Origin of the sequence: Brevundimonas sp. M20 (assembly GCF_006547065.1) — a bacterium.
Taxonomy (GTDB): domain Bacteria; phylum Pseudomonadota; class Alphaproteobacteria; order Caulobacterales; family Caulobacteraceae; genus Brevundimonas.
In genome coordinates this window covers 2,306,709-2,324,955 of sequence record NZ_CP041243.1, presented here as the reverse complement: position 1 = coordinate 2,324,955, position 18,247 = coordinate 2,306,709, and the positions used below count along the sequence as shown (strand labels likewise).

At 68.7% G+C, this 18,247-nt stretch carries 20 protein-coding genes and 1 tRNA gene; 9 read left to right on the top strand and 12 right to left on the bottom strand.

What is annotated here, in order from left to right:
- Positions 1-7 precede the first annotated feature (7 nt).
- From FKQ52_RS11475 to FKQ52_RS11465, 3 genes are read left to right on the top strand one after another with little or no spacing between them, the layout of a single operon-like run.
- Entirely contained in the window at positions 8-2,701 is a 2,694-nt protein-coding gene (locus FKQ52_RS11475) for a hypothetical protein (RefSeq protein WP_141627302.1), read from the top strand.
- On the top strand, positions 2,698-3,231 hold the full coding sequence (locus FKQ52_RS11470) for a hypothetical protein (RefSeq protein ID WP_141627301.1): 534 nt from the start codon (positions 2,698-2,700) through the stop codon (positions 3,229-3,231). Before FKQ52_RS11475 ends, FKQ52_RS11470 begins: the two co-directional genes overlap by 4 nt.
- On the top strand, positions 3,228-3,686 hold the full coding sequence (locus FKQ52_RS11465; protein ID WP_141627300.1) for a hypothetical protein: 459 nt from the start codon (positions 3,228-3,230) through the stop codon (positions 3,684-3,686). The genes FKQ52_RS11470 and FKQ52_RS11465 overlap by 4 nt, the downstream gene beginning before the upstream one ends.
- Here FKQ52_RS11465 and FKQ52_RS11460 read toward each other — a convergent pair.
- The 4 genes from FKQ52_RS11460 to FKQ52_RS11445 all read right to left on the bottom strand — a co-directional run bounded on the left by FKQ52_RS11460 (position 3,677) and on the right by FKQ52_RS11445 (position 7,480).
- Positions 3,677-3,955, bottom strand: coding sequence for an Hpt domain-containing protein (locus tag FKQ52_RS11460; RefSeq protein WP_141627299.1), 279 nt, complete (start codon positions 3,953-3,955; stop codon positions 3,677-3,679). The two genes, FKQ52_RS11465 and FKQ52_RS11460, sit on opposite strands and share 10 nt — an antisense overlap.
- Positions 3,952-4,338, bottom strand: coding sequence for a response regulator (locus tag FKQ52_RS11455; protein WP_141627298.1), 387 nt, complete (start codon positions 4,336-4,338; stop codon positions 3,952-3,954). Before FKQ52_RS11455 ends, FKQ52_RS11460 begins: the two co-directional genes overlap by 4 nt.
- Complete coding sequence (locus FKQ52_RS11450; RefSeq protein ID WP_141627297.1) at positions 4,338-6,830, bottom strand: CHASE3 domain-containing protein; 2,493 nt, start codon at positions 6,828-6,830, stop codon at positions 4,338-4,340. Before FKQ52_RS11450 ends, FKQ52_RS11455 begins: the two co-directional genes overlap by 1 nt.
- 560 nt (positions 6,831-7,390) lie before the next feature.
- Positions 7,391-7,480 (bottom strand) — tRNA-Ser (locus tag FKQ52_RS11445).
- Positions 7,481-7,624: 144 nt separating this feature from the next.
- Here FKQ52_RS11445 and msrA point away from each other — a divergent pair.
- The 3 genes from msrA (at position 7,625) to FKQ52_RS11430 (ending at position 9,217) form a co-directional block, all read left to right on the top strand.
- On the top strand, positions 7,625-8,272 hold the full coding sequence (gene msrA, locus FKQ52_RS11440) for a peptide-methionine (S)-S-oxide reductase MsrA (protein ID WP_141627296.1): 648 nt from the start codon (positions 7,625-7,627) through the stop codon (positions 8,270-8,272).
- Positions 8,273-8,274: 2 nt separating this feature from the next.
- Positions 8,275-8,619, top strand: a complete 345-nt coding sequence (locus FKQ52_RS11435) for an MmcQ/YjbR family DNA-binding protein (protein WP_141627295.1) — start codon at positions 8,275-8,277, stop codon at positions 8,617-8,619.
- 79 nt (positions 8,620-8,698) lie between these two features.
- Positions 8,699-9,217 carry a cytochrome C gene (locus tag FKQ52_RS11430; RefSeq protein ID WP_141627294.1) on the top strand — a complete coding sequence of 173 codons (519 nt, stop codon included), beginning with the start codon at positions 8,699-8,701 and terminating at the stop codon, positions 9,215-9,217.
- A 30-nt stretch (positions 9,218-9,247) separates the two neighbouring features.
- On the opposite strand, the gene FKQ52_RS11425 is transcribed toward FKQ52_RS11430, so the two are convergent.
- The 8 genes from FKQ52_RS11425 to flgF form a co-directional block, all read right to left on the bottom strand.
- Positions 9,248-11,050: a DUF885 family protein gene (locus FKQ52_RS11425; protein ID WP_141627293.1), complete on the bottom strand. Its 1,803-nt coding sequence runs from the start codon at positions 11,048-11,050 to the stop codon at positions 9,248-9,250.
- A 52-nt stretch (positions 11,051-11,102) separates the two neighbouring features.
- Positions 11,103-11,606, bottom strand: coding sequence for a hypothetical protein (locus FKQ52_RS11420; protein WP_141627292.1), 504 nt, complete (start codon positions 11,604-11,606; stop codon positions 11,103-11,105).
- A 13-nt stretch (positions 11,607-11,619) separates the two neighbouring features.
- Positions 11,620-12,063 (bottom strand): hypothetical protein, encoded by a 444-nt coding sequence (locus FKQ52_RS11415; protein ID WP_141627291.1) that lies wholly within the window; start codon positions 12,061-12,063, stop codon positions 11,620-11,622.
- 40 nt (positions 12,064-12,103) lie between these two features.
- Positions 12,104-12,568 carry a hypothetical protein gene (locus tag FKQ52_RS11410; protein ID WP_141627290.1) on the bottom strand — a complete coding sequence of 155 codons (465 nt, stop codon included), beginning with the start codon at positions 12,566-12,568 and terminating at the stop codon, positions 12,104-12,106.
- Positions 12,569-12,866: 298 nt separating this feature from the next.
- Positions 12,867-13,616 carry a flagellar basal body L-ring protein FlgH gene (gene flgH / locus FKQ52_RS11405; RefSeq protein ID WP_141627289.1) on the bottom strand — a complete coding sequence of 250 codons (750 nt, stop codon included), beginning with the start codon at positions 13,614-13,616 and terminating at the stop codon, positions 12,867-12,869.
- 11 nt (positions 13,617-13,627) lie between these two features.
- Complete coding sequence (locus FKQ52_RS11400) at positions 13,628-14,245, bottom strand: flagella basal body P-ring formation protein FlgA (RefSeq protein WP_240811635.1); 618 nt, start codon at positions 14,243-14,245, stop codon at positions 13,628-13,630.
- Positions 14,242-15,030, bottom strand: coding sequence for a flagellar basal-body rod protein FlgG (gene flgG / locus FKQ52_RS11395; RefSeq protein ID WP_141627288.1), 789 nt, complete (start codon positions 15,028-15,030; stop codon positions 14,242-14,244). The genes FKQ52_RS11400 and flgG overlap by 4 nt, the downstream gene beginning before the upstream one ends.
- Before the next feature lie 14 nt (positions 15,031-15,044).
- Positions 15,045-15,782, bottom strand: a complete 738-nt coding sequence (gene flgF / locus FKQ52_RS11390; RefSeq protein ID WP_141627287.1) for a flagellar basal-body rod protein FlgF — start codon at positions 15,780-15,782, stop codon at positions 15,045-15,047.
- Positions 15,783-15,961: 179 nt separating this feature from the next.
- Between flgF and FKQ52_RS11385 the strand changes: the two genes are divergently transcribed.
- Genes FKQ52_RS11385 through FKQ52_RS11375 form a run of 3 tightly spaced genes read left to right on the top strand, consistent with a single transcriptional unit; the run spans position 15,962 to position 18,237 of the window.
- Positions 15,962-16,615 carry a flagellar basal body-associated FliL family protein gene (locus FKQ52_RS11385; protein ID WP_141627286.1) on the top strand — a complete coding sequence of 218 codons (654 nt, stop codon included), beginning with the start codon at positions 15,962-15,964 and terminating at the stop codon, positions 16,613-16,615.
- Between the two features lie 3 nt (positions 16,616-16,618).
- Positions 16,619-17,677: a flagellar motor switch protein FliM gene (fliM, locus tag FKQ52_RS11380; protein WP_141627285.1), complete on the top strand. Its 1,059-nt coding sequence runs from the start codon at positions 16,619-16,621 to the stop codon at positions 17,675-17,677.
- On the top strand, positions 17,677-18,237 hold the full coding sequence (locus FKQ52_RS11375) for a DUF6468 domain-containing protein (RefSeq protein ID WP_141627284.1): 561 nt from the start codon (positions 17,677-17,679) through the stop codon (positions 18,235-18,237). The genes fliM and FKQ52_RS11375 overlap by 1 nt, the downstream gene beginning before the upstream one ends.
- Positions 18,238-18,247 lie beyond the last annotated feature (10 nt).

Here is an 18,247-nt window from a genome sequence, read left to right as displayed (position 1 = left end):
GCTGGCCGTGCGCGCCGGTCTCGCGGCCCTATCGCTGGCGGCCGTGCCCGCCGAAGCGGTGGGGCAGGAGCTGGCGCGCAACCTGTTGATCGCCGCCGATCCCCAGCCTTTCAGCCCGGACGACCTGCTGTGGATGGAGGTCCGCTCGGGCGATGTGAAACTGACCGACAGCCTGAACGTCTACGCCTCCCGCTCCGGCGTCTATGTGCCACTGGGCGAACTGTCGCGGGTGCTGGACCTCGCCGTCGGCGTCTTCCCGGCCCAGCGTCGCGCCGAAGGCTGGGTGATCTCCCCGGATCGTCGGCTGGTCGTGGACCTCGCCTCGGGTGAAGCGCGCATCGACGGCCGCACCGTCCGCTTCGCCGCCGAACAGGCGGCCATCTACAACGACGACCTCTACGTCCGCATCGACCTGCTACAACAGCTTCTGCCGCTGCGGCTCAGCCCCGACACGGCCGCGCAGGTCATGGACCTGACTCCGACCGAGGCCTTGCCGTTCCAGCAACGGGCGGATCGCGAGCGGCGACAGGCCGCCCTGGGCGGAGCACCGGACGAGCCGGAACCCGTCCGTATCGACACCCCCTATACGGTCTTCACGCCGCCATCGTTCGACGTGAATCTGGGCGGACTTCTCGGCCGGGACGGCGTCGATCAGGCCGGGCGCTATGACGTGCGCGCCGCCTCCGACCTGCTGTGGGCCGGGTTCGAGGGCTACCTCGGCTCGAATGAAGACGGGGAGGTGAACGATGTCCGCGTCGTCCTGACCCGCAAGGATCCGGACGGCCGCGCGCTGGGGCCATTGGGCGGCACGCGGGCGGGGCTGGGCGACGTCTTCACCCCGTCCATGCCCATCGGCGCGGCGGGCTTCGCCGGGCGGGGCCTGTTCTACACCTCGGCTCCGCTGGAGAACCTCGACCTCGCCACCCCCCTGAACCTGCGCGGCGAACTGGCGCTGGGCGAGGAGGTCGAGCTTTACATCAACGAGGTGCTCCAGGCCGCGCAGACCTCGCCGGTTCAGGGACGCTACGAGTTCCTCGACGTGCCGCTGGCCTTCGGGCTGAACACCATCCGTCTGGTCTTCTACGGCTCGCAGGGACAGCGGCGGGAGGTCGTCCGCCGGATCAATTTCGGCGCCGGTCAGGTAGAACACGGGCGTCTGGTCTTTCGCTTCGGCGCGGTCGAGCAGGGGCTGACCGTGTTCAACGTCGGCCAGCGGACGGTCAGTCCGTCCACCGGCGAAGCGCGTCTGGCGGTCATGGCCGACTACGGCCTGACCCCCGGCCTGACGATCAGCGCGGGTCTGGCGCGGTTCACGCCTGACGGCGCAGAGGCCCGGTCGCTGGCCGCCGTCGGCCTGCGGGGTTCACTGGGGCCGGTCGCGGCCCAGATCGACATCGCCTTCGATAGCGCTGGCGGCAGCGGCGGCACGGTCGGCTTCGCCGCCCGCCCGTTCGGCGTCTCGGTCATCGCCCGCCATTCCGGGTATCAGGGCGGCTTCATCGACGAGACCCGCCAGCTCGGCGTGGTCGATCTGGCCCCCCTGAGCAGCGCCACCGACCTGCGACTCGATGGTCAGGTGAAGGGCCCGCGTGGTCTCGCGGCGCCGGTGTCGTTCAACCTGCGCCGGCTGCGCCGCATGGACGGCATCGTGCTGACCGACGCGGAGCTACGCGCCTCGGCCCCGCTGGGCCGCCTCTACGCCTCCAGCAGCGTCGCCTGGCAGGACGACACCAGCAATGGCGCCGGACCGCGTTGGCTGGGCTCGACCGATGTGGCGACGCTTCTGTCGTCCCGGCTGCAACTGCGTGGCGGTCTGTCCTATGAACTGTCTCCTGATCCGCGCGTCGAAACCGCCTACGCAACCCTCGACTGGCAGGTCACCGAGCGGAACGCCCTGCGTCTGGGCGTCGTCCGCACGCTGGGTCCGTCCCCGGAAACCAGTTTGCAGGCGTCGAACCTGTGGCGGGCTGACCGCTTCGACCTGGCCTTCAACGCCTCCTACGAAACGGAATCCAAGGAATGGCGGGTCGGGGTCCAGATGGGCTTCGGCTTCGGCTACGACCCGTTCGCGCGCGGCTATCGCGTGACCGGTCCCGGCGCGGCGACCGGCGGCGCCGTGGCCGTCAACGCCTGGATCGATGAGAATGCGGATGGCCGCCGCCAGCCGGACGAGCCGGGGGTTCCCGGGCTGATCGTCGATACCCCCGTGGGCCCGGTCGATACGGACGCGAACGGGCATGCGGTCGCGGTCGGGCTGGGCGACGGCGCTTCGGCCCGGATCCGCCTGAATGCCGAGGGGGTGGATGATCCCTTCCTGATGGCCGGGCCGCCCGTGATGGCTTTCACCCCGCGTCCGGGCCGGACGGCGGTGATCGACTATCCGATGCGTCGCAGCGGCGAGCTGGAGCTGTCCGCCCGCCTGCGCCGCGCCGATGGCTCGCTGCGCCCGCTGGCGGCCCTGAACGTCGAGCTGGTCTCCGCCGACGGCCGCACCGTCATCGCGGGTCGCAGCGACCACGCCGGTATTCTGTTCTTCGAGGCCGTCGCGCCCGGCGACTGGACCGTGCGGCTGGAAGAGGCCCAGTCCCGCCAGTTGAACCTGAAGCAGGTCGAACCCGTTCAGGTCACGATCCCCGCCATCGGCGGTTTCGTCCGTGGCGGCGCCGTCATCATCGAAACTGCGGGGGAGGCCAATCCATGAAGCGTCTGATCGCGGCGGTCAGCGCCGCCCTTATGGTCCTCGTCGCCGGCTCCGCCCACGCCGACCCGACCGTCACCCGCTCGCCCGCAACCGCGCCGGTGCTCGGCACGACCATCCGAGGGGCCAGCGCCACCACCTTCTCGATCACCACGGCAGGCGCGGTCAGCCGCACCTCGGGCGATGCCATCCGTCTGTCCAGCAGTTCGGTGACGACGCCCACCATCACCATCAACTGCGGCCTCCTGAACCTGAGCGGTCTGTGCGCCCTGCGCCATATCCGGGTGACGATCACCCCGGTGGCGACCAGTCCGGCCCGGATCACCCGCTTTCGGGTCGGTTCGATGACGGGCGGCGTCTATCGCGCCGGTTCGGCGCCCGCGGAGGCCTCGACGCTGGTGTTCGACCTCAATCCGCTGGGTCTGTTCACCACCGCGACCTTCAAACTGGGCATGGATGTCCAGCTCGCGGCCGGCGCCGCCGGCGGCGTCCAGACCTTCGACTATATGATCACCGTGCAGTTCACGACATGAAACGCCTCGCCCTCCCGCTCCTGACCGTGCTGATCGCGGGCCTGCCTGTCGCCGCCGTCGCCCAGTCGCAGAACGGGTCGGGGACTCTGACGGTCCAGCGCGGCCTCAGCATCGCAACCGTCAGCCCCATGCGCTTGCAACCGAACGAGACCAACGTCGCCCTGTCCGTCAGCGGGACCAACCTCGTCGACGCCCCGGCCATGATCCAGATCAGCGGCGATCCGGGTCGCATCTACCGCATCCGCCTGCCGCAGGACGACGGGGATCAGGACGTGGCGGTCATCGAGGATCTGAAAATCTGGAGCGCGACCTCCGGCGACATCTCCGAAACCCGCGTGGCTCGCCTCGACCTTCAGGGGCATGACCTGTTGCGGGTGTCCGGGCGTTTGCGCGTCCGGCTGGACGGCGCGACCGAGCCCATGGCCGCCCTGCCGTTGAGCATCGACTACGAATAGGCGTTCATATCGCGTCGGATGGACGCGATCAGCGCCTCGATCTGGGCGGAGGAGGGGGTGCCGCCGTCCGCGAACTTCTGATCCACCGCCTTGGCCTGCCCGCCGATCTCGTTGAAGCCGAAAATGCCCGCCGCTCCCGCCAGCCCGTGGGCCAGCGCTTCGATCCGGGCGCGGTCACCGGCCTTCAATGCGGCGGACAGGGCGTCCGCGTCCGCCAGCGCCCGCTCGCGGAACCGTTGCCTGATCGCATCCAGCGTGTCACCGCTCATGCAGGGCGTCCCATCAGGATGTCGCGGACCTGCCCGGCCAGCGTCATGGGGTCGAACGGCTTGGTGATCACGCCCACGGCGCCCAGCTCCAGATAACGGTCGCGTTCACCGCTCTGCACGCGCGCGGTCATGAAGATCACCGGAGTTTGTTCCAGTCCGGGCAACACCCGCAGCCGGGCCAGGGTTCCCGGCCCGTCCAGACGCGGCATCATCACGTCCAGCAGGATCACGTCGGGCCGCAGGCCGCCTTCCAGCAGCTCCAGCGCCACCTCTCCGGACTCCGCCGTCGTCAGCTCGATCTGCGGGTCCAGTTCCAGCGAGAAGGCCGCGACTTCCCGGATGTCGGGCTCGTCGTCCACATGCAGGATCGCCAGTGCGCTCATCAGCGGCCTCCCTTGCCCGTCAGACGGCGGACCGTCCGCACCAGTCCCGCCAGCGACGTGCGGGACTTCACCAGAACCGCCTCGACCCGGTGGCCGAGGGCGGCGTCCATTTCCTGCGCCGAATAGACGATCACCGGGACGGACTGGCCCTCGCCGTCGTCCAGATCGGCCAGCAACTCCAGCCCGGACCCGTCCGGCAGGCCCAGATCCAGAATGACCAGATCTGGCGTGCGCGCCTTCAGCGCCTCGCGGGCGGCCGACAGCGACGGGGCCCCCGTCACCTCCGCCGCGCCGGACAGGGCCGATGCCGTCACCGCCAGAATGTCGGGGTCGTCGTCGACGTGCAGCACCACCGGCCGCTGCTTCTTCAGCCGCTCCAGAATACCGGCGACCGCGCCGCGCAGCCGGGTCTGGTCAAACGGCTTCTCCAGCCAGTCGATGACCTCCAGCGACCGTCCCCGCGCCCGCCCGCGCGCCACGTCGGCCGACACCACGACCACCGGAATGTCCCGTGTCCTTGCGTCGGATCGCAGCGTGCGAATCAGGCCCACCCCGTCGGCGTCCGGCAGGTGCAGATCGACCAGAACGGCGGCATAGGCGTCGGTGCGGACGGCGTTCAGGGCCTCGCGCGCCGTCGCGGCGATGTCGGCGCTGAACCCGTCCTGCGCCAGCATGGTCTTCAGCACCCGGGCGGCGTCGGCGTCGTCCTCGACGATCAGCAGATGCGGTCCCGCGCCGCCGCCCGTCTCGGCGTCGTCCAGTTCCAGCGGCAGATCCAGATGGAAGGTCGCGCCTTCGCCCGGGGCGGACTCGAACCACAGCCGCCCGCCGTGCCGTTCCGCGATCTCGCGCGCGATGGCCAGCCCCAGTCCCGTCCCGCCCTTGGCGCGGGTGTCGGAAGAATCCGCCTGTGCGAATTTCGAGAAGATGCGGGCCCGGAACTCGTCGGGGATGCCCGGGCCGTTGTCCCGCACGCTCAGCCGGGCGATCCGGGTTTCCGGCTGGACGGAGACCTCGACCTCGCTTCCCGCCGGCGAGAACTTCACTGCGTTGGACAGCAGGTTCACCACCACCTGTATCAGCCGGTCGGCGTCGCCCCGAACCGGCGCGGTCTCTCCATGCTCCAGCCGCACCACCACGCTCAGGTCGTCGGCCAGTCCATGCACATTCTCGATCGAACGCACGGCGATGTCGCGCAGGTCCAGCGGCGCCATCTCCAGCGTCATCTGGCCGGACTCCAGCTTCTCGACATCCAGAATGTCGTTGATCAACCGCACCAGCCGCTGGCTGTTGGAGTGGGCGATGCTGATCAGCCGCGCGGCCTTGTCCGGAATCTCTCCCGCCGCCCCGCCCGCCAGCAGGCCCAGCGATCCGGCGATGGAGGTCAGGGGCGTCCGCAGTTCGTGGCTGACGGTCGAGACGAACTGCTGCTTCATCTCCTCGACCCGGCGCCGCTCCGAGATGTCGCGCACCACGGCTACCATGTGCACGCCTGTCTGCAGGGGCATCAGGCTCAGGGCGACGTCCACCGGGAAGGTCCCGCCGTCCCGCTGTCGCGCGGTCAGTTCGCGCACGACCCCGTTCGCCAGTTCGCCGTCGGTGAAGCCCAGCCGGCTAAGGAAGCTCTTGGACCCGTCACCGCTCTCCTTCAGGTCCAGCAGCACCGAGATGTCGCGCCGCACCAGCTCCGGCCCGGACCAGCCGAACATCCGCGTGGCGGCGTCATTCATCGTCTCGATGCTGCCGCTGGGGTTCAGGGTCAGGATGGAATCGATGGCGCTGTCGAAAATGGCCGTCTGCCGCGCCGCCGTGGTGCGCACCTCGTCCAGCAGGCGGCGGCGGGTGCTGATGTAGCGCCAGACCAGAAAGGCCGTGCCGATCACCGTCCCCAGCAACAGGGCGAACAGACCCGCGACCAGCCGCTCCGTCGCCGCGCCCTGCGCCGTCGCCTGCCCGATCAGCCCGTCCAGGGACCTGGCCTCTGTCTGCACCATCCGGTCGACCACGACGCGGATGTCATCCATCGCCGCCTTGCCCGCGCCCTCGGCCACATAGGCCAGGGCGGCGTCCCGGCCCTGCTGCTGGCGGGTCCGTATGCCGGTGCTCAGGGTGTTCTGCTTGCGACCGACGAGGGTTTGCAGCGTGCGGATATCCGCCTGCTGGGCCGGCTGGGTCGCATACAATCGCTCCAGCCGCCGCATCTGGGCGGTCAGCCGCTTCTCGGCCTCATCATAGGGCTGCAGGAACCGTTCATCGCCGGTGATGATATAGCCGCGCTGCCCCGTCTCCGCGTCCTGAAGCAGGGAGAAGACGCTCAGGATCTGCGTGCGCGTCTCATGTGACCGCTCGACCTCGGCCCGGACGGCGTCCTCGCGCCGGAACTCGCGCGTCAACTCCAGTCCGATGCCCGCCAGGGCCGCCACGACGATGACCCCCACCGCCGCGATCAGCAGCGTGGGGCTCAGACGGGAAACCGGAACCGGTTGTCGCATGAACTCCGTCCCAACGTTCGGCGAAGACTCTCCGGGGCGGGAGAGTGCGCACCTTACGGATTACTTCAACCCCCGCGTGAGAGATTTGCATCCTGCGCGCTTGGTCGGGCGTCAGGGACGGACAGCGTGATACAGCGCCTCCTGCGGGGTCGTGGTCCAGACCAGATCGCGGTGCGCGGCCAACCAGTCCAGCGGTTCGGCGTGGCCACCAGCGCCGATGCCTTGGCGAAGGACGGCGCGTTCGCGCGGACCTCCGTGGCGCCTTGATCGGTCGCGGGGCGGAGCCGTCCGAGATGGCCGGAGGCCATCGCTTCCCTGGCCTCGGATCACGCTTCCTCGATCCGCGGCTCTACGTTGACGCGCAAAACGCCTTCGGAGCTTTTTTGCGTAAGCCCTGCCGCGCCAACATCCGTGTTGATCGGGACATGGGGGAATAGACCCTGATCGATCTCAGCATCGAGGCTGACGTCCGGATGCGTCGAAGGGTGTTGGGCATGAGGCGGGGTATCAGCTCACTGTGCCCCGAAAGTCGCAGAAATTGAGATACTTGATCCGGCGCGTGGCGGACAGAGAGGGATTCGAACCCTCGGTACGCTTTCACGTACACACGCTTTCCAAGCGTGCGCGATCGACCACTCCGCCACCTGTCCGTTTCCACGACGTCGCCCGAAGGCCTGCGCGCAGCGCCGGACGGTCCATCCGGCGAGGGGCGCTGATTAGAACAGTCAGCCCCCCTCGGCAAGCGCCTGTTTAGGCCCCATATGGTCAGCGAACGATTTGTCCGGAGTTCTCCCATGCTCTCGCAGAAAACCACCCTGCCGACCGCCGACACCGCCCTGCCGGGCCGCGCCGAGCCCTTGCACACCGATGAAGTCCATTTCGTCACCGGCCGCCCGCTGAAAGGCCCCTACCCGGAAGGGTTCGAGACCGCCATTTTCGGCATGGGCTGTTTCTGGGGCGTCGAGCGGATCTTCTGGCAGCTGCCGGGCGTCTGGGTGACCTCGGTCGGCTATACCGGCGGCCTGACGCCCAATCCGACTTATGAAGAGACCTGCACCGGTCGGACCGGCCACGCCGAGGTGGTCAAGGTTGTCTTCAACCCGAAGGAGATCAGCTACGGCGAGCTGCTGAAGGCCTTCTGGGAAAACCATGACCCGACCCAGGGCATGCGTCAGGGCAATGACATCGGCACCACCTACCGCTCGGCCATCTATTATCTGAACGATGCGCAGAAGGCCGAGGCCGAGGCCTCGCGCGACGCCTATCAGTCCGCACTCGACAAGGCGGGCCGGGGTCAGATCACCACAGAGATCACCGAGGCCGGGCCCTACTACTTCGCCGAGGACTACCATCAGGGCTATCTGGCCAAGAACCCGGCCGGCTACTGCGGTATCGGCGGAACCGGCGTGGTCTGCCCGATCGGCATCGGCGTTTCGGCCTGATCATGGACCGGGCAGGGATAGGCAGGGTCTGTCTGGCCCTGCCCGGAGCCACGCTGGACCATCCGTTCGGCGACGACCACGACGCCTACAAGGTCGGCGGCAAGATGTTCGTCATGGTGGGGGAACAGGGCGGTGTCTCCTTCAAGGTCTCCGACATCGCTTATGAGGTGCTGACCGGGGAGGGCCGGGCGCGTCCGGCCCCCTACATGGCCCGAGCCAAATGGGTGAACCTGCCCGACCCCTCCGCCTGGCCCGACGATGAACTGGCCGAGCATTTCGCCATCGCCCACTCGATCATCGCGGCCAAACTGACCCGCAAGCTGAGGGCCGAGCTGGGGCTGGGCTGAGGCTCCAAAAACACCGGTTTTTGGAATTTGTCTGAATCGGCAAGCGATGGTCTCCTGACGCCCTCGGGGGAGACACATCATGATCGCCAGACACCTGATCCTGCTCGGCGCCTGTGCGGTCGCGCTCGGTTCCTGCCGGCAGCCTGAGGCCAGGATCAGCGCGGCGACCGATCAGCCGCACGTCGCAGCCGCCGGCGATATCGAGGCGGGGCGCTATCTGGTGCTGACCGGCGGCTGCAACGACTGCCACACCCCCGGCTATCCACAGCGGGGCGGCCGTATTCCTGAAAGCGAATGGCTCAAGGGCTCCGGGAGCGGCTTCTACGGCCCTTGGGGCACCACCTATCCGCATAACCTGCGCCGCACCGTGGCCGCGATGAGCGAGGACGACTGGGTCGAGATGCTGAACACCCGCGAGGCCCTGCCGCCCATGCCCTGGCCCAGCGTCCGCGCCATGGCCGAGGCCGACAAGCGGGCGGTCTATCGCTACATCAAATCCCTGCCGCTCGAAGGCGACCCTGCGCCGACGGCATTGCCGCCTGGTCAGGTCCCGACCACGCCCTATGAGAACATGATGCCCCACGGGCCGGGGGCGTAGGGCCTACACATTCCGTTCGGATGCGCGGTTCTATTGGGCGGGCCGCGCCTTCTCCTCCGCGATCCAGCGGTCCATCCGCTCGTCCAGCAGGGCCATCGGCAGGGGGCCGTCGACCAGCAGGGCGTCGTGGAAGCGGCGCACGTTGAAGCGGTCGCCCAGATCGGTCTCGGCCCGCGTGCGGATGGCGCGCAGGCGAATTTCACCGACCTTGTAGGCCGTCGCCTGACCCGGCCAGCCGATGTAGCGCTGCAGCTCGGTCTCGATGTTGTGCGGGGCCAGCGCCGAGTTGTCGCGGAAGCAGGCGCGGGCCTGTTCAATGTCCCAGCCCAGCCAGTGAATGCCGGTGTCCGCCACCAGACGGCAGGCGCGCCACATCTCGTAGCTCAGTCGCCCGAACCGTTCGTAGGGCGTGCGATAGAAGCCCATCTCCTCGCCCAGAAACTCGGCGTACAGGCCCCAGCCCTCGACGAAGGCAGTCACATCCACCCCGCGCCGGAAGTATGGCCCGGCCTCGGCTTCCTGTTGCAGGGCGATCTGCAGATGGTGGCCGGGCACGGCCTCATGCAGGGTCAGGGCGGGCAGTTCGTACAGCGGGCGCTGATCCAGCCGGCTGGTGTTGACCATGTAGCCGCCGGCGATCCCGTTCTCCATCGAACCGGGGAAGTAGCGGCCGGTGGTGTAGTTGGCCTCGATCTCCGCCGGCACCGGGCGCACCCCGTACGGGGTGCGCGGCAGGGTTCCGAACAGGGCGGGCAGGCCGTCGTCCGACCGCTTGGCCATCTCCGACGCCTTCTCCAGAAGTTGCTCGCGGCTGGTGGCGTAGAACTGTGGATCGGTGCGCAGGAAGGTCAGGAAGCTCGCGAAATCGCCGGTCCAGCCCGCCGCCCGCATCTCCGTGTCCATCCGCGCCCGGATGCGCGCCACCTCCTGCAGACCCAGCTGGTGCACCTCGTCCGGGGTCATGTCGGTGGTCGTGTAGCCCCGCACCAGGAAGGCGTAGAGGTCGCGCCCGCCGGGGCGGTGCGCCAGCCCCAGCGTCTCGGGCGCGCGGGGCAGATAGTCCTGCCGCAGGAACCGCACCCACTCGCGCCGCTCGGGCATGATGCGGTCGGCCACCACGGCGCGGGCGCGCGCGGTCAGGGCCGCCTGCTGCGCCGCCGGGATCGAGCCGGGCAGGGCGGCGAAGGGCTTGAGCAGCGGATCGGTTTCCGGCGTCAGCGCCGCCTCCGGCTCCATCAGGCTCAGGGCGTTCTCGACGATGGAGCGGGGCTGCACCAGACCGGTCTCAAGCCCTCGCTGCGCCGCCGCCCGCTGGTCGCTGTAGAAGCGGGGCAGGGCCTCCAGCCGGGCGATGTACAGTTCGGCGTCCTGCGCGTTCGTGATCCGCGTCACCGCCGCCAGATAGCCCGCCGTCTGTCCCGGCCCGCCTTCGGAGTTGAAGGCCTCGATACGTCCCGTATCCAGCGGAATCCGGTCTCGCGCGCGCTGCAGCACATAGGTCAGGAAGGCGTGGTTCAGCCGATCGTCCGGCGTCAGCGTCGCCGGGTCCAGCGCCGCCAGCCGGTCGGCGAATCCCTTCAGCACCGGCTCCTGCGCCACCTCGAAGGCGCGTGAGGCGTCGGGCAGTCGCCCCTGCGCCGCACGGTCGCCCTCCATCCCCGCGGTGATCGGATCGATGGACCGCAGGTAGGCTTCGTAATCCGACAGGATAGCCGCCAGCCTTGCGTTCTCCGCCTGCCGGACGGCGGCGGGCGGCGGGGTCTGCGCGACGGCGGGCGCGGCGCAGACGGCCAGCAGGGCCGCCGCAGAGGCGGCGAGGATGATGGTCTTCATTGGGGCTCCCTCCCGGATGCGGGCGGGACTGCACCGGAGCCGGGCGTCGCCGTCAACCGCAGAAGGCGAAGAACCGTTCGACCCGGTCGCTCGATCCCGGATGCGGCGCATAGGCGTGGCGGTCCTCGCCCTGCCAGACCGCCAGCCAGCCGACCCGGCGGAAGCGCTGGAACACCGGATCGCCCGCCTTGGCCTCGGCGGTCAGGAACAGGCCGTCATTCAGCTCGGACGGCTCGGCCTCGGCAGGATAGCGTTCGGTGTCGCCGCCGGATTCCAGGTGGATTTCGTGCGCCGCGCCTTCCGGGGCGACCGCGCTCAGCGCCAGCCGGCCCGAGTTCTTGCGGCAGTCCAGCCCGATCCTCAGGTCGTCGCTCTCCTCCAGCCCATAGGCCAGACGCGCCTCCTGACCGTCCTGATGCAGGAACCAGTCATAATGGGCGACCGGGGCGGGGGCGGCGCTCGACGCCGCCGACAGCCCCATCGGCTGGTTGGTGGTGTTGCACGCCGCCACAGCCAGCGTCAGGCCGGACAGGGCAAGCAGGGCAGGGGCGCGCATGGGAGTCTCCGGATCAGCCGGAGCAAAGTTCCGCGAAGCGACGCAGCTTGGCAAGATGGGCGGCGGGAACCTCGACCGTTCGGCGCTGTTCGCCGACGGCAACGGCCAGCCGTCCTCCGGCGCCGAAGGCCGTGAACACAGGGTGGTCCGTGCGCAGGGCCAGCTTCAGCCCGCCGCCGCGCGCGCCTTGCGCCTCGGCCACGGCGGCGGCGTCGCCCGCCGTCACCCGCGCCATGCCGGCGCCGGTTTCGCCGCCGTACAGCGTCAACCGGGCCACGCTGCTGCCCGGCTCGCATTCCAGCGTGGTGCGCAGATTGGCGGTGTCAGGCACCTCATTGGCCAGAACCACGGGCTGATCGTCGCTGTACAGGGTCCAGGTCCAGGCGGCTTCGGCAGGAGCGGCGGCGTTTTGCGGCCACAAGGCCAGAGCCGCGACGGCGGCCAGGATCGGGATCATGGGTTCAGCCCCCGCTGATGCTTCTGGCCACAAGACGTGGTCAGACGTGGTCGGTTCCGCAATAGGCGAAGAAGCGATCAATCAGCGCACGCTCCGACCGCGTGGCCGTCAGCTGGAACCGCCCGGCGTCTCCCTCGACCGTCAGGCGACCGGTGCGGGCCATGGCCTGCATCGTCGGGTCGCGCAGTGAGACGCCTATGTCCTCTTCCAGATCGCCGCTCAGCGGATCAATCGCCGCCTCGGTCATGGAGGCGCGCATCAGGCGCGGCGTGGCGGGCACGGCGTCGCCATAGACCGCCAGCTGTTGCTGACCCGGCTCGCAGGTCATCATCAGGGCGACCTGATCGGAGTTGGCGACGCCGTAGGCCAGCTTGGCCATCGCGCCCTCCTGGCTCAGATGCCAGCCCATCCCCGGCTCTCCCCGCTCCACGTCGGTCGCGCTGGACTGCGCGGCGAACGCGATCAGCCCAAGGGCGGCGACGGCGGGAATTGCGAACTTCAGCATGGACGGACACTCACCTCTCAAGGGGGCAAACGTTGATGTCCGTTAAGAGTTCACGGCTCAGCTGAACGGCGGCTGACGAAAACCGGGCTGTGGCGCAAAGGGCGCGGTGGTTGCCCGGGTGGCAGCCTCAGGCGGGTAGGATGTGAGCCCGGGCGGCGATTGGTGATTGGTGATTGGTGGTTCAATCAGTCCCGGCGCGCAGATGACTTGGAACCAGCCGTTCAACCGCTACTCACCACTCACCAATCACTTCCCGACCGCCGTCAGGGCCGGTTGGCCGCCCCTTGTTATTGCGCGATCAGAACGGCGAGAACCGCTCCACCACCGACTGCACCGCCGGGGCGCTTTGCACGCGCGAGATGTCGCCACGGCCGCCATAGCTGATGCGGGCTTCAGCGATCTGGGTGTGGTTGATGGTGTTGGCCGAGGAAATGTCCTCCGGACGCACGATCCCGGCGACGGTCAGTTCGCGGACCTCGCGGTTGGTGCGCACTTCTTGCCGACCCTGGATGATCAGGTTGCCGTTGGACAGCACGTCGGTGACGACGGCGGCGATGGTCAGGCTGACCTTTTCGGCCCGGTTCACCGAGCCGGAGCCGTTGGAGTTCGATTCCCCTTCCAGCCCGATCATGTTCGCCGCGTCGAAACCGCCCGGGAACAGGCGGCCCAGACTGCTTTCCATGCCGAAGAAGTTGCTCAGCCCCGCCGAGGCGTCGTTGCTGCGGGCGCGCTGGGTCGAGTTGTTGGTCTGCGCGCGGTCGTCGATGTCGATGTTGATCGTCAGGATGTCGCCCACGTGCCGCGCGCGCTGGTCGCCGAAGAAGGTGCGGGCGCCGGTCCGCCACAGGCTGTTGGCGCTGGCGGCGCGGTCGGCGCGGATCGCGGCCTGCTGTTCCGGGCTGGGCAGATAGGCCTGTGAAGTCGGGACCAGGGCGGCGGGATAGCCGATCGGCGCCAGTTCGGGGCCCATGACGGCCTCCACGGCGGTCGAACAGGCCCCCAGAGACAGGGCGGCGGCGGCGACGGTCAGGGTCTTGGCGTAACGCATGGAACTTCCCTTTATCGGGCGGCGAACTGTTGGGCGCGAGTGGCCTGGGCGGCGGGACCGGCGATGGCCTGTCCCGGGCCGACGGCCACGGTGTCGATGACGCGGTTGGATTGCAGGTTGCGGACGGCCAGCGGCTGTCCGGCGGCGGCGTTGCCTTCGGCCCGGCCCGTGATGGTCAGGCGCACCCCGCCGGTCTCGTACAGCACCTCGACCATGTCGTTGCGGCTGATCACGCGCTGGCCGGGGGCCGTGCGCGCGGGGGCGGGGGCCGCGCCGGCGAAGGCGGCGGTGGCGACGGGGGCGGGAGTGGCGGCTCCGCCCGGCGCGGCGCCGGCGTCACGCACCACGACCCGGCGCAGCCCGGTCGGATTTGCCCACTCCAGCCCGGCCTGACGGGCCATGCTCTGCAACTGGGCGGCTTCAAACACGATGGAGGGGCCGACCCGGCGGCCCACGACGACGCCCGCCGCGCCGTCGGCGCCGTCGAAGATGTCGCCCAGCGTCACCTGTCCGTCGCCGTCCACCGGATTGGCCTTCAGCGTCACCGGTCCGGCGAGGGCGGGGCCCGCGAACGCCAGCGGCAGGCTGAACGTCAGGGCGCCGACGGCGGCCAGGATCAGGGCCTTCACGACTTCACCTGCGCGCTGACCGACAGCATCTGATCGGCGGTGGTGATGACCTTGGAGTTCATCTCATAGGCCCGCTGGGCGATGATCAGGGCCGAGATTTCCGACACCGCATCGACGTTCGAGGCTTCGGTGAACTTGTGCAGGATGTCGCCGTAGCCGATCTCGCCGGGCGCGCCGACATTGGCCGGGCCGGACGCCGCCGTCTCCAGCAGCAGATTGTCACCGATGGCTTCCAGACCCGCCTCGTTGAAGAAGGAGGCCAGTTCGATCTGGCCGACCACCTGCGGGGTGGTGTTGCCGTCGGTGAAGACCTGCACCTGACCGGACTTCGAAATCTGCACATCAACCGCATCCTGCGGGATGTTGATGTTCGGCTGCACCGCATAGCCGTCGTCGGTGACCAGCTGACCTTCGCCGTTGATCGCGAAATTGCCCGCGCGGGTGTAGGCGGTCTCGCCCGAGGGCATCAGCACCTGGAAATAGCCGCGACCGTCGATGGCCATGTCGTACATGCCGCCGGTCTGGGTGGGGGTGCCCTGATCGGTCACGCGATACACGGCCCCGGCCTTCACGCCCGCGCCGATCTGGATGCCCGTCGGCACCACGGTCCCCTGCGTGGACGACTGCGCGCCCATCCGCTCGAGGTTCTGGTACAGCAGGTCCTGGAACTCGGCCCGTTGGCGCTTGTAGCCGACGGTGTTCATGTTCGCGATGTTGTTCGAGATGACCTCGACGTTCAGCTGCTGGGCGGCCATGCCCGAAGCCGCGGTTCTGAGCGCACGCATGTCCCGGTCCTCCCTTAGGACGCCCGACCAAGGCGCTCGACGGCGCGCTTGGACAGGTCGGTGGTGTTCTCGATCATCCGGCTGACGCTCTCGTAGGCGCGCTGGATCTCGATCAGATTGGTGATCTCGAGGATCGGATTGACGTTCGAGCCTTCCAGCATCCCCTGACGAACGCTGGCGTCGGTCGCCTCGGTGCTCACGGCGTTGGAGGCGTTGCGGTACAGGCCGTCGCCGCTCTTCTCGAGCGCCCCCAGGGTGTCGAAGCGCACGACCGACAGGCGGCCGACGACTTCCTCGTCCTGGGTGATGGTGCCGTCGGCGCCGACCGAGATTTCGCCGCGTGTCGGGTCCAGAACGATCTCGCCGCCGTCGCCCATGACCGCCGCGCCCTGCTTGGTGGTCAGGCGTCCGGTCGGGTCCAGGGTGAAGGCCCCGTCGCGGGTGTAGGCCAGCCCGGCGCCGTCCTGCACGGTGAAGAAGGCGCCTTCGCCCTCGATGCCGAAATCCAGCGGGCGGCCGGTCTGGGCCAGCGAGCCCTGGCTGAAGTCCCGGCCCACGCCATTGTCCAGCACGAAGCTGACGCCGGGGCGGACGAAGGCGTTGCGGGCGCGCTCGCCCACCTCCTCGCCGACCAGCAGCTGTTCGACCTTGAAGCCGTTGGTGTCAGCGTTGGCGATGTTGTTCGCGACGATGTCCAGCTCGCGGCGAAGCGTCATCTGGCGTGACAATCCAACGTAGGCGGCGTTTTCCACGGGCGGCTCCTTTCGCCCAAACGCCTCGCAACGGTCGTGCCAACAGGGTTAATCCAGTGGTGGCGGGCATTTCAGCCGCAAAGCCGGTTTTGGCGCCCGGCAGGATTTGCCGATTGTAAACGGCTCGTTAACCAAACCCGGCTGAATTGGGAGCCTGAGATTCTCGGGGCGCGGGGCGCATGCTGAAACTGGGCAAGAAGAAGGACGCGGATGCCAATCTGCCGGCCGTCACCGACGGTGAGGCCGGGGATGGCGAAGGCGCGCCCGCCAAGAAGAAGCTGCCCCTGTTGTTCATCATCATTCCGGCCGCCGTGCTGGTTCTGGGTGGCGGCGGGGCCGCGGCCTTTGTGATGATGCAGCCCAAATCCGCGCCCGCCGAAGATCACGGCGGCGGCGACCACGGCGCTGAAAAGAAGGAAGAGGGCGGCCACGGCAAGAAGGCCGGGAAAAAGGAAGGCGGCGGTCACGGCGGCGGCGCCGAGGGCGAGGCTGATCCCTCGCTGGGCACGATCGCCGAAGGCCCCGACGGCGTCACCTTCTACACCCTGCCGGACCTGCTGGTGAACATCCAGTCGGCCAACGGCCGCCCGTCCTATCTGAAGCTCAAGCTGACGCTCGAGATGCAGGACCCCGAGCTGGCCACCCATCTGCAGGGCGAGATGCCGCGGATGCAGGACATGTTCCAGGGCTTCCTGCGCGAGCTGCGCCCGGAAGATCTCGCCGGCTCCTCCGGCACCTTCCAGCTGCGCGCCGAGATCCTGCGCCGCGTCAACCTGATCGCCGCGCCCGGCAAGGTCGACGCCGTGCTGATCGAAGAAATGCTGGTTCAGTAGCCGATGACTGACGCCGCCTTCGCCGACGACATCGATCCGTTCGCCGAGCCGCTGGCCGACGACCGGCCCATCGCGACCGAACGCGTCCTCAATCAGGATGAGATCGATAGCCTGCTGGGCTTCGACCTCGGCGACGACGACGGCTCCGAGCGCTCGGGCATCCGGGCCATCATCAACTCGGCGCTGGTCTCCTACGAGCGTCTGCCGATGCTCGAGATCGTCTTCGACCGTCTCGTGCGGTTGATGACGACCTCCCTGCGGAACTTCACCTCCGACAACGTCGAGGTCAGCCTCGACAACATCTCCTCGATCCGTTTCGGCGACTATCTGAACTCCATCCCCCTGCCGGCCATCCTCGCGGTCTTCCGCGCCGAGGAGCTGGACAACTACGGGATGCTGACGGTCGATTCGAACCTGATCTACTCGATCGTCGACGTCCTGCTGGGCGGTCGCCGGGGCACCGCCGCCCTGCGTATCGAGGGCCGTCCCTACACCACCATCGAGCGCGTTCTGGTCCAGCGGATGGTCGAGGTCGTGCTGGCCGACGCCCGCGCCGCCTTCGAGCCCCTGACCCCTGTCCACTTCAATCTGGACCGGCTGGAGACCAACCCGCGCTTCGCCGCCATCGCCCGCCCGGCCAACGCCGCCATTCTGGTGAAGCTGCGCATCGACATGGAAGACCGCGGCGGCCGCATCGAGCTGCTGCTCCCCTACGCCACGCTCGAACCCATCCGGAAGATGCTGCTGCAGCAGTTCATGGGTGAGAAGTTCGGCCGCGACAATATCTGGGAAGGCCACCTGGCCACCGAGCTCTGGACCACGGAAACCGAGGTCCGCGCCGTGCTGGACGAGCAGCAGCTGCCCCTGTCCAAGGTGCTCGACTTCAAGGTCGGCGACACCCTGATGCTGAACGTGAACCCTGAATCGCCCATCTCGGTGCGCGCCGGGTCCATTCCGCTGACCGTCGGCCGCATGGGTCGCAAGGGCCAGCATATCGCCGTGCGTATCGAGGCCCCGGTGAACGTCGAGGCCGCCTCCAGTCTGGTGAAGGGAAAGCGCTGATGACCGGCATGATTCTGGATGGCGTCCTGATGCTGCTGCTGGTCGCGGCGCTCGGCTACGGCGTGCGGCTGGAGCGCAAGCTGACCGCCCTGCGCGCGGGCCAGCTGGCCTTTGCCTCGGCCGTCAGCGACCTGAACACCGCCGCGGGTCGCGCCGAGGCCGCGCTGGCCTCCCTGCGCGCCTCGGGACAGGAGACCGATCTCCTCCACGACCGCATTATCAAGGCGCGTGAGGTCAAGGCCCAGCTGGAGACCCTGATCGCCCGAGGTGGCGAATACGCGCCGGCCCGCGCCGCCGCCGCGACTGCTGCTCCGCGTCCCGTGGCTCCTGCCCCGGTCGCCGCCGCTCCGGTGGACGAGGACGACGCCCGCGCCGCCCGCATGCAGGCGCTGGCCGAGCGTATTCAGGGCATGGCCGCTCCAGCCCGTCCCTCGGCCGCCGCCGGCAACGTCCACGCCATCCTCGGCGCCCTGACCAAACACGGCGCCGCTAACCAGTCTGCGAAGCAAAGCCTCAACCAGGCGCGTCGCAATCTGGACGACGATCTGTTCGCCGCCTGACCTTCCCCTT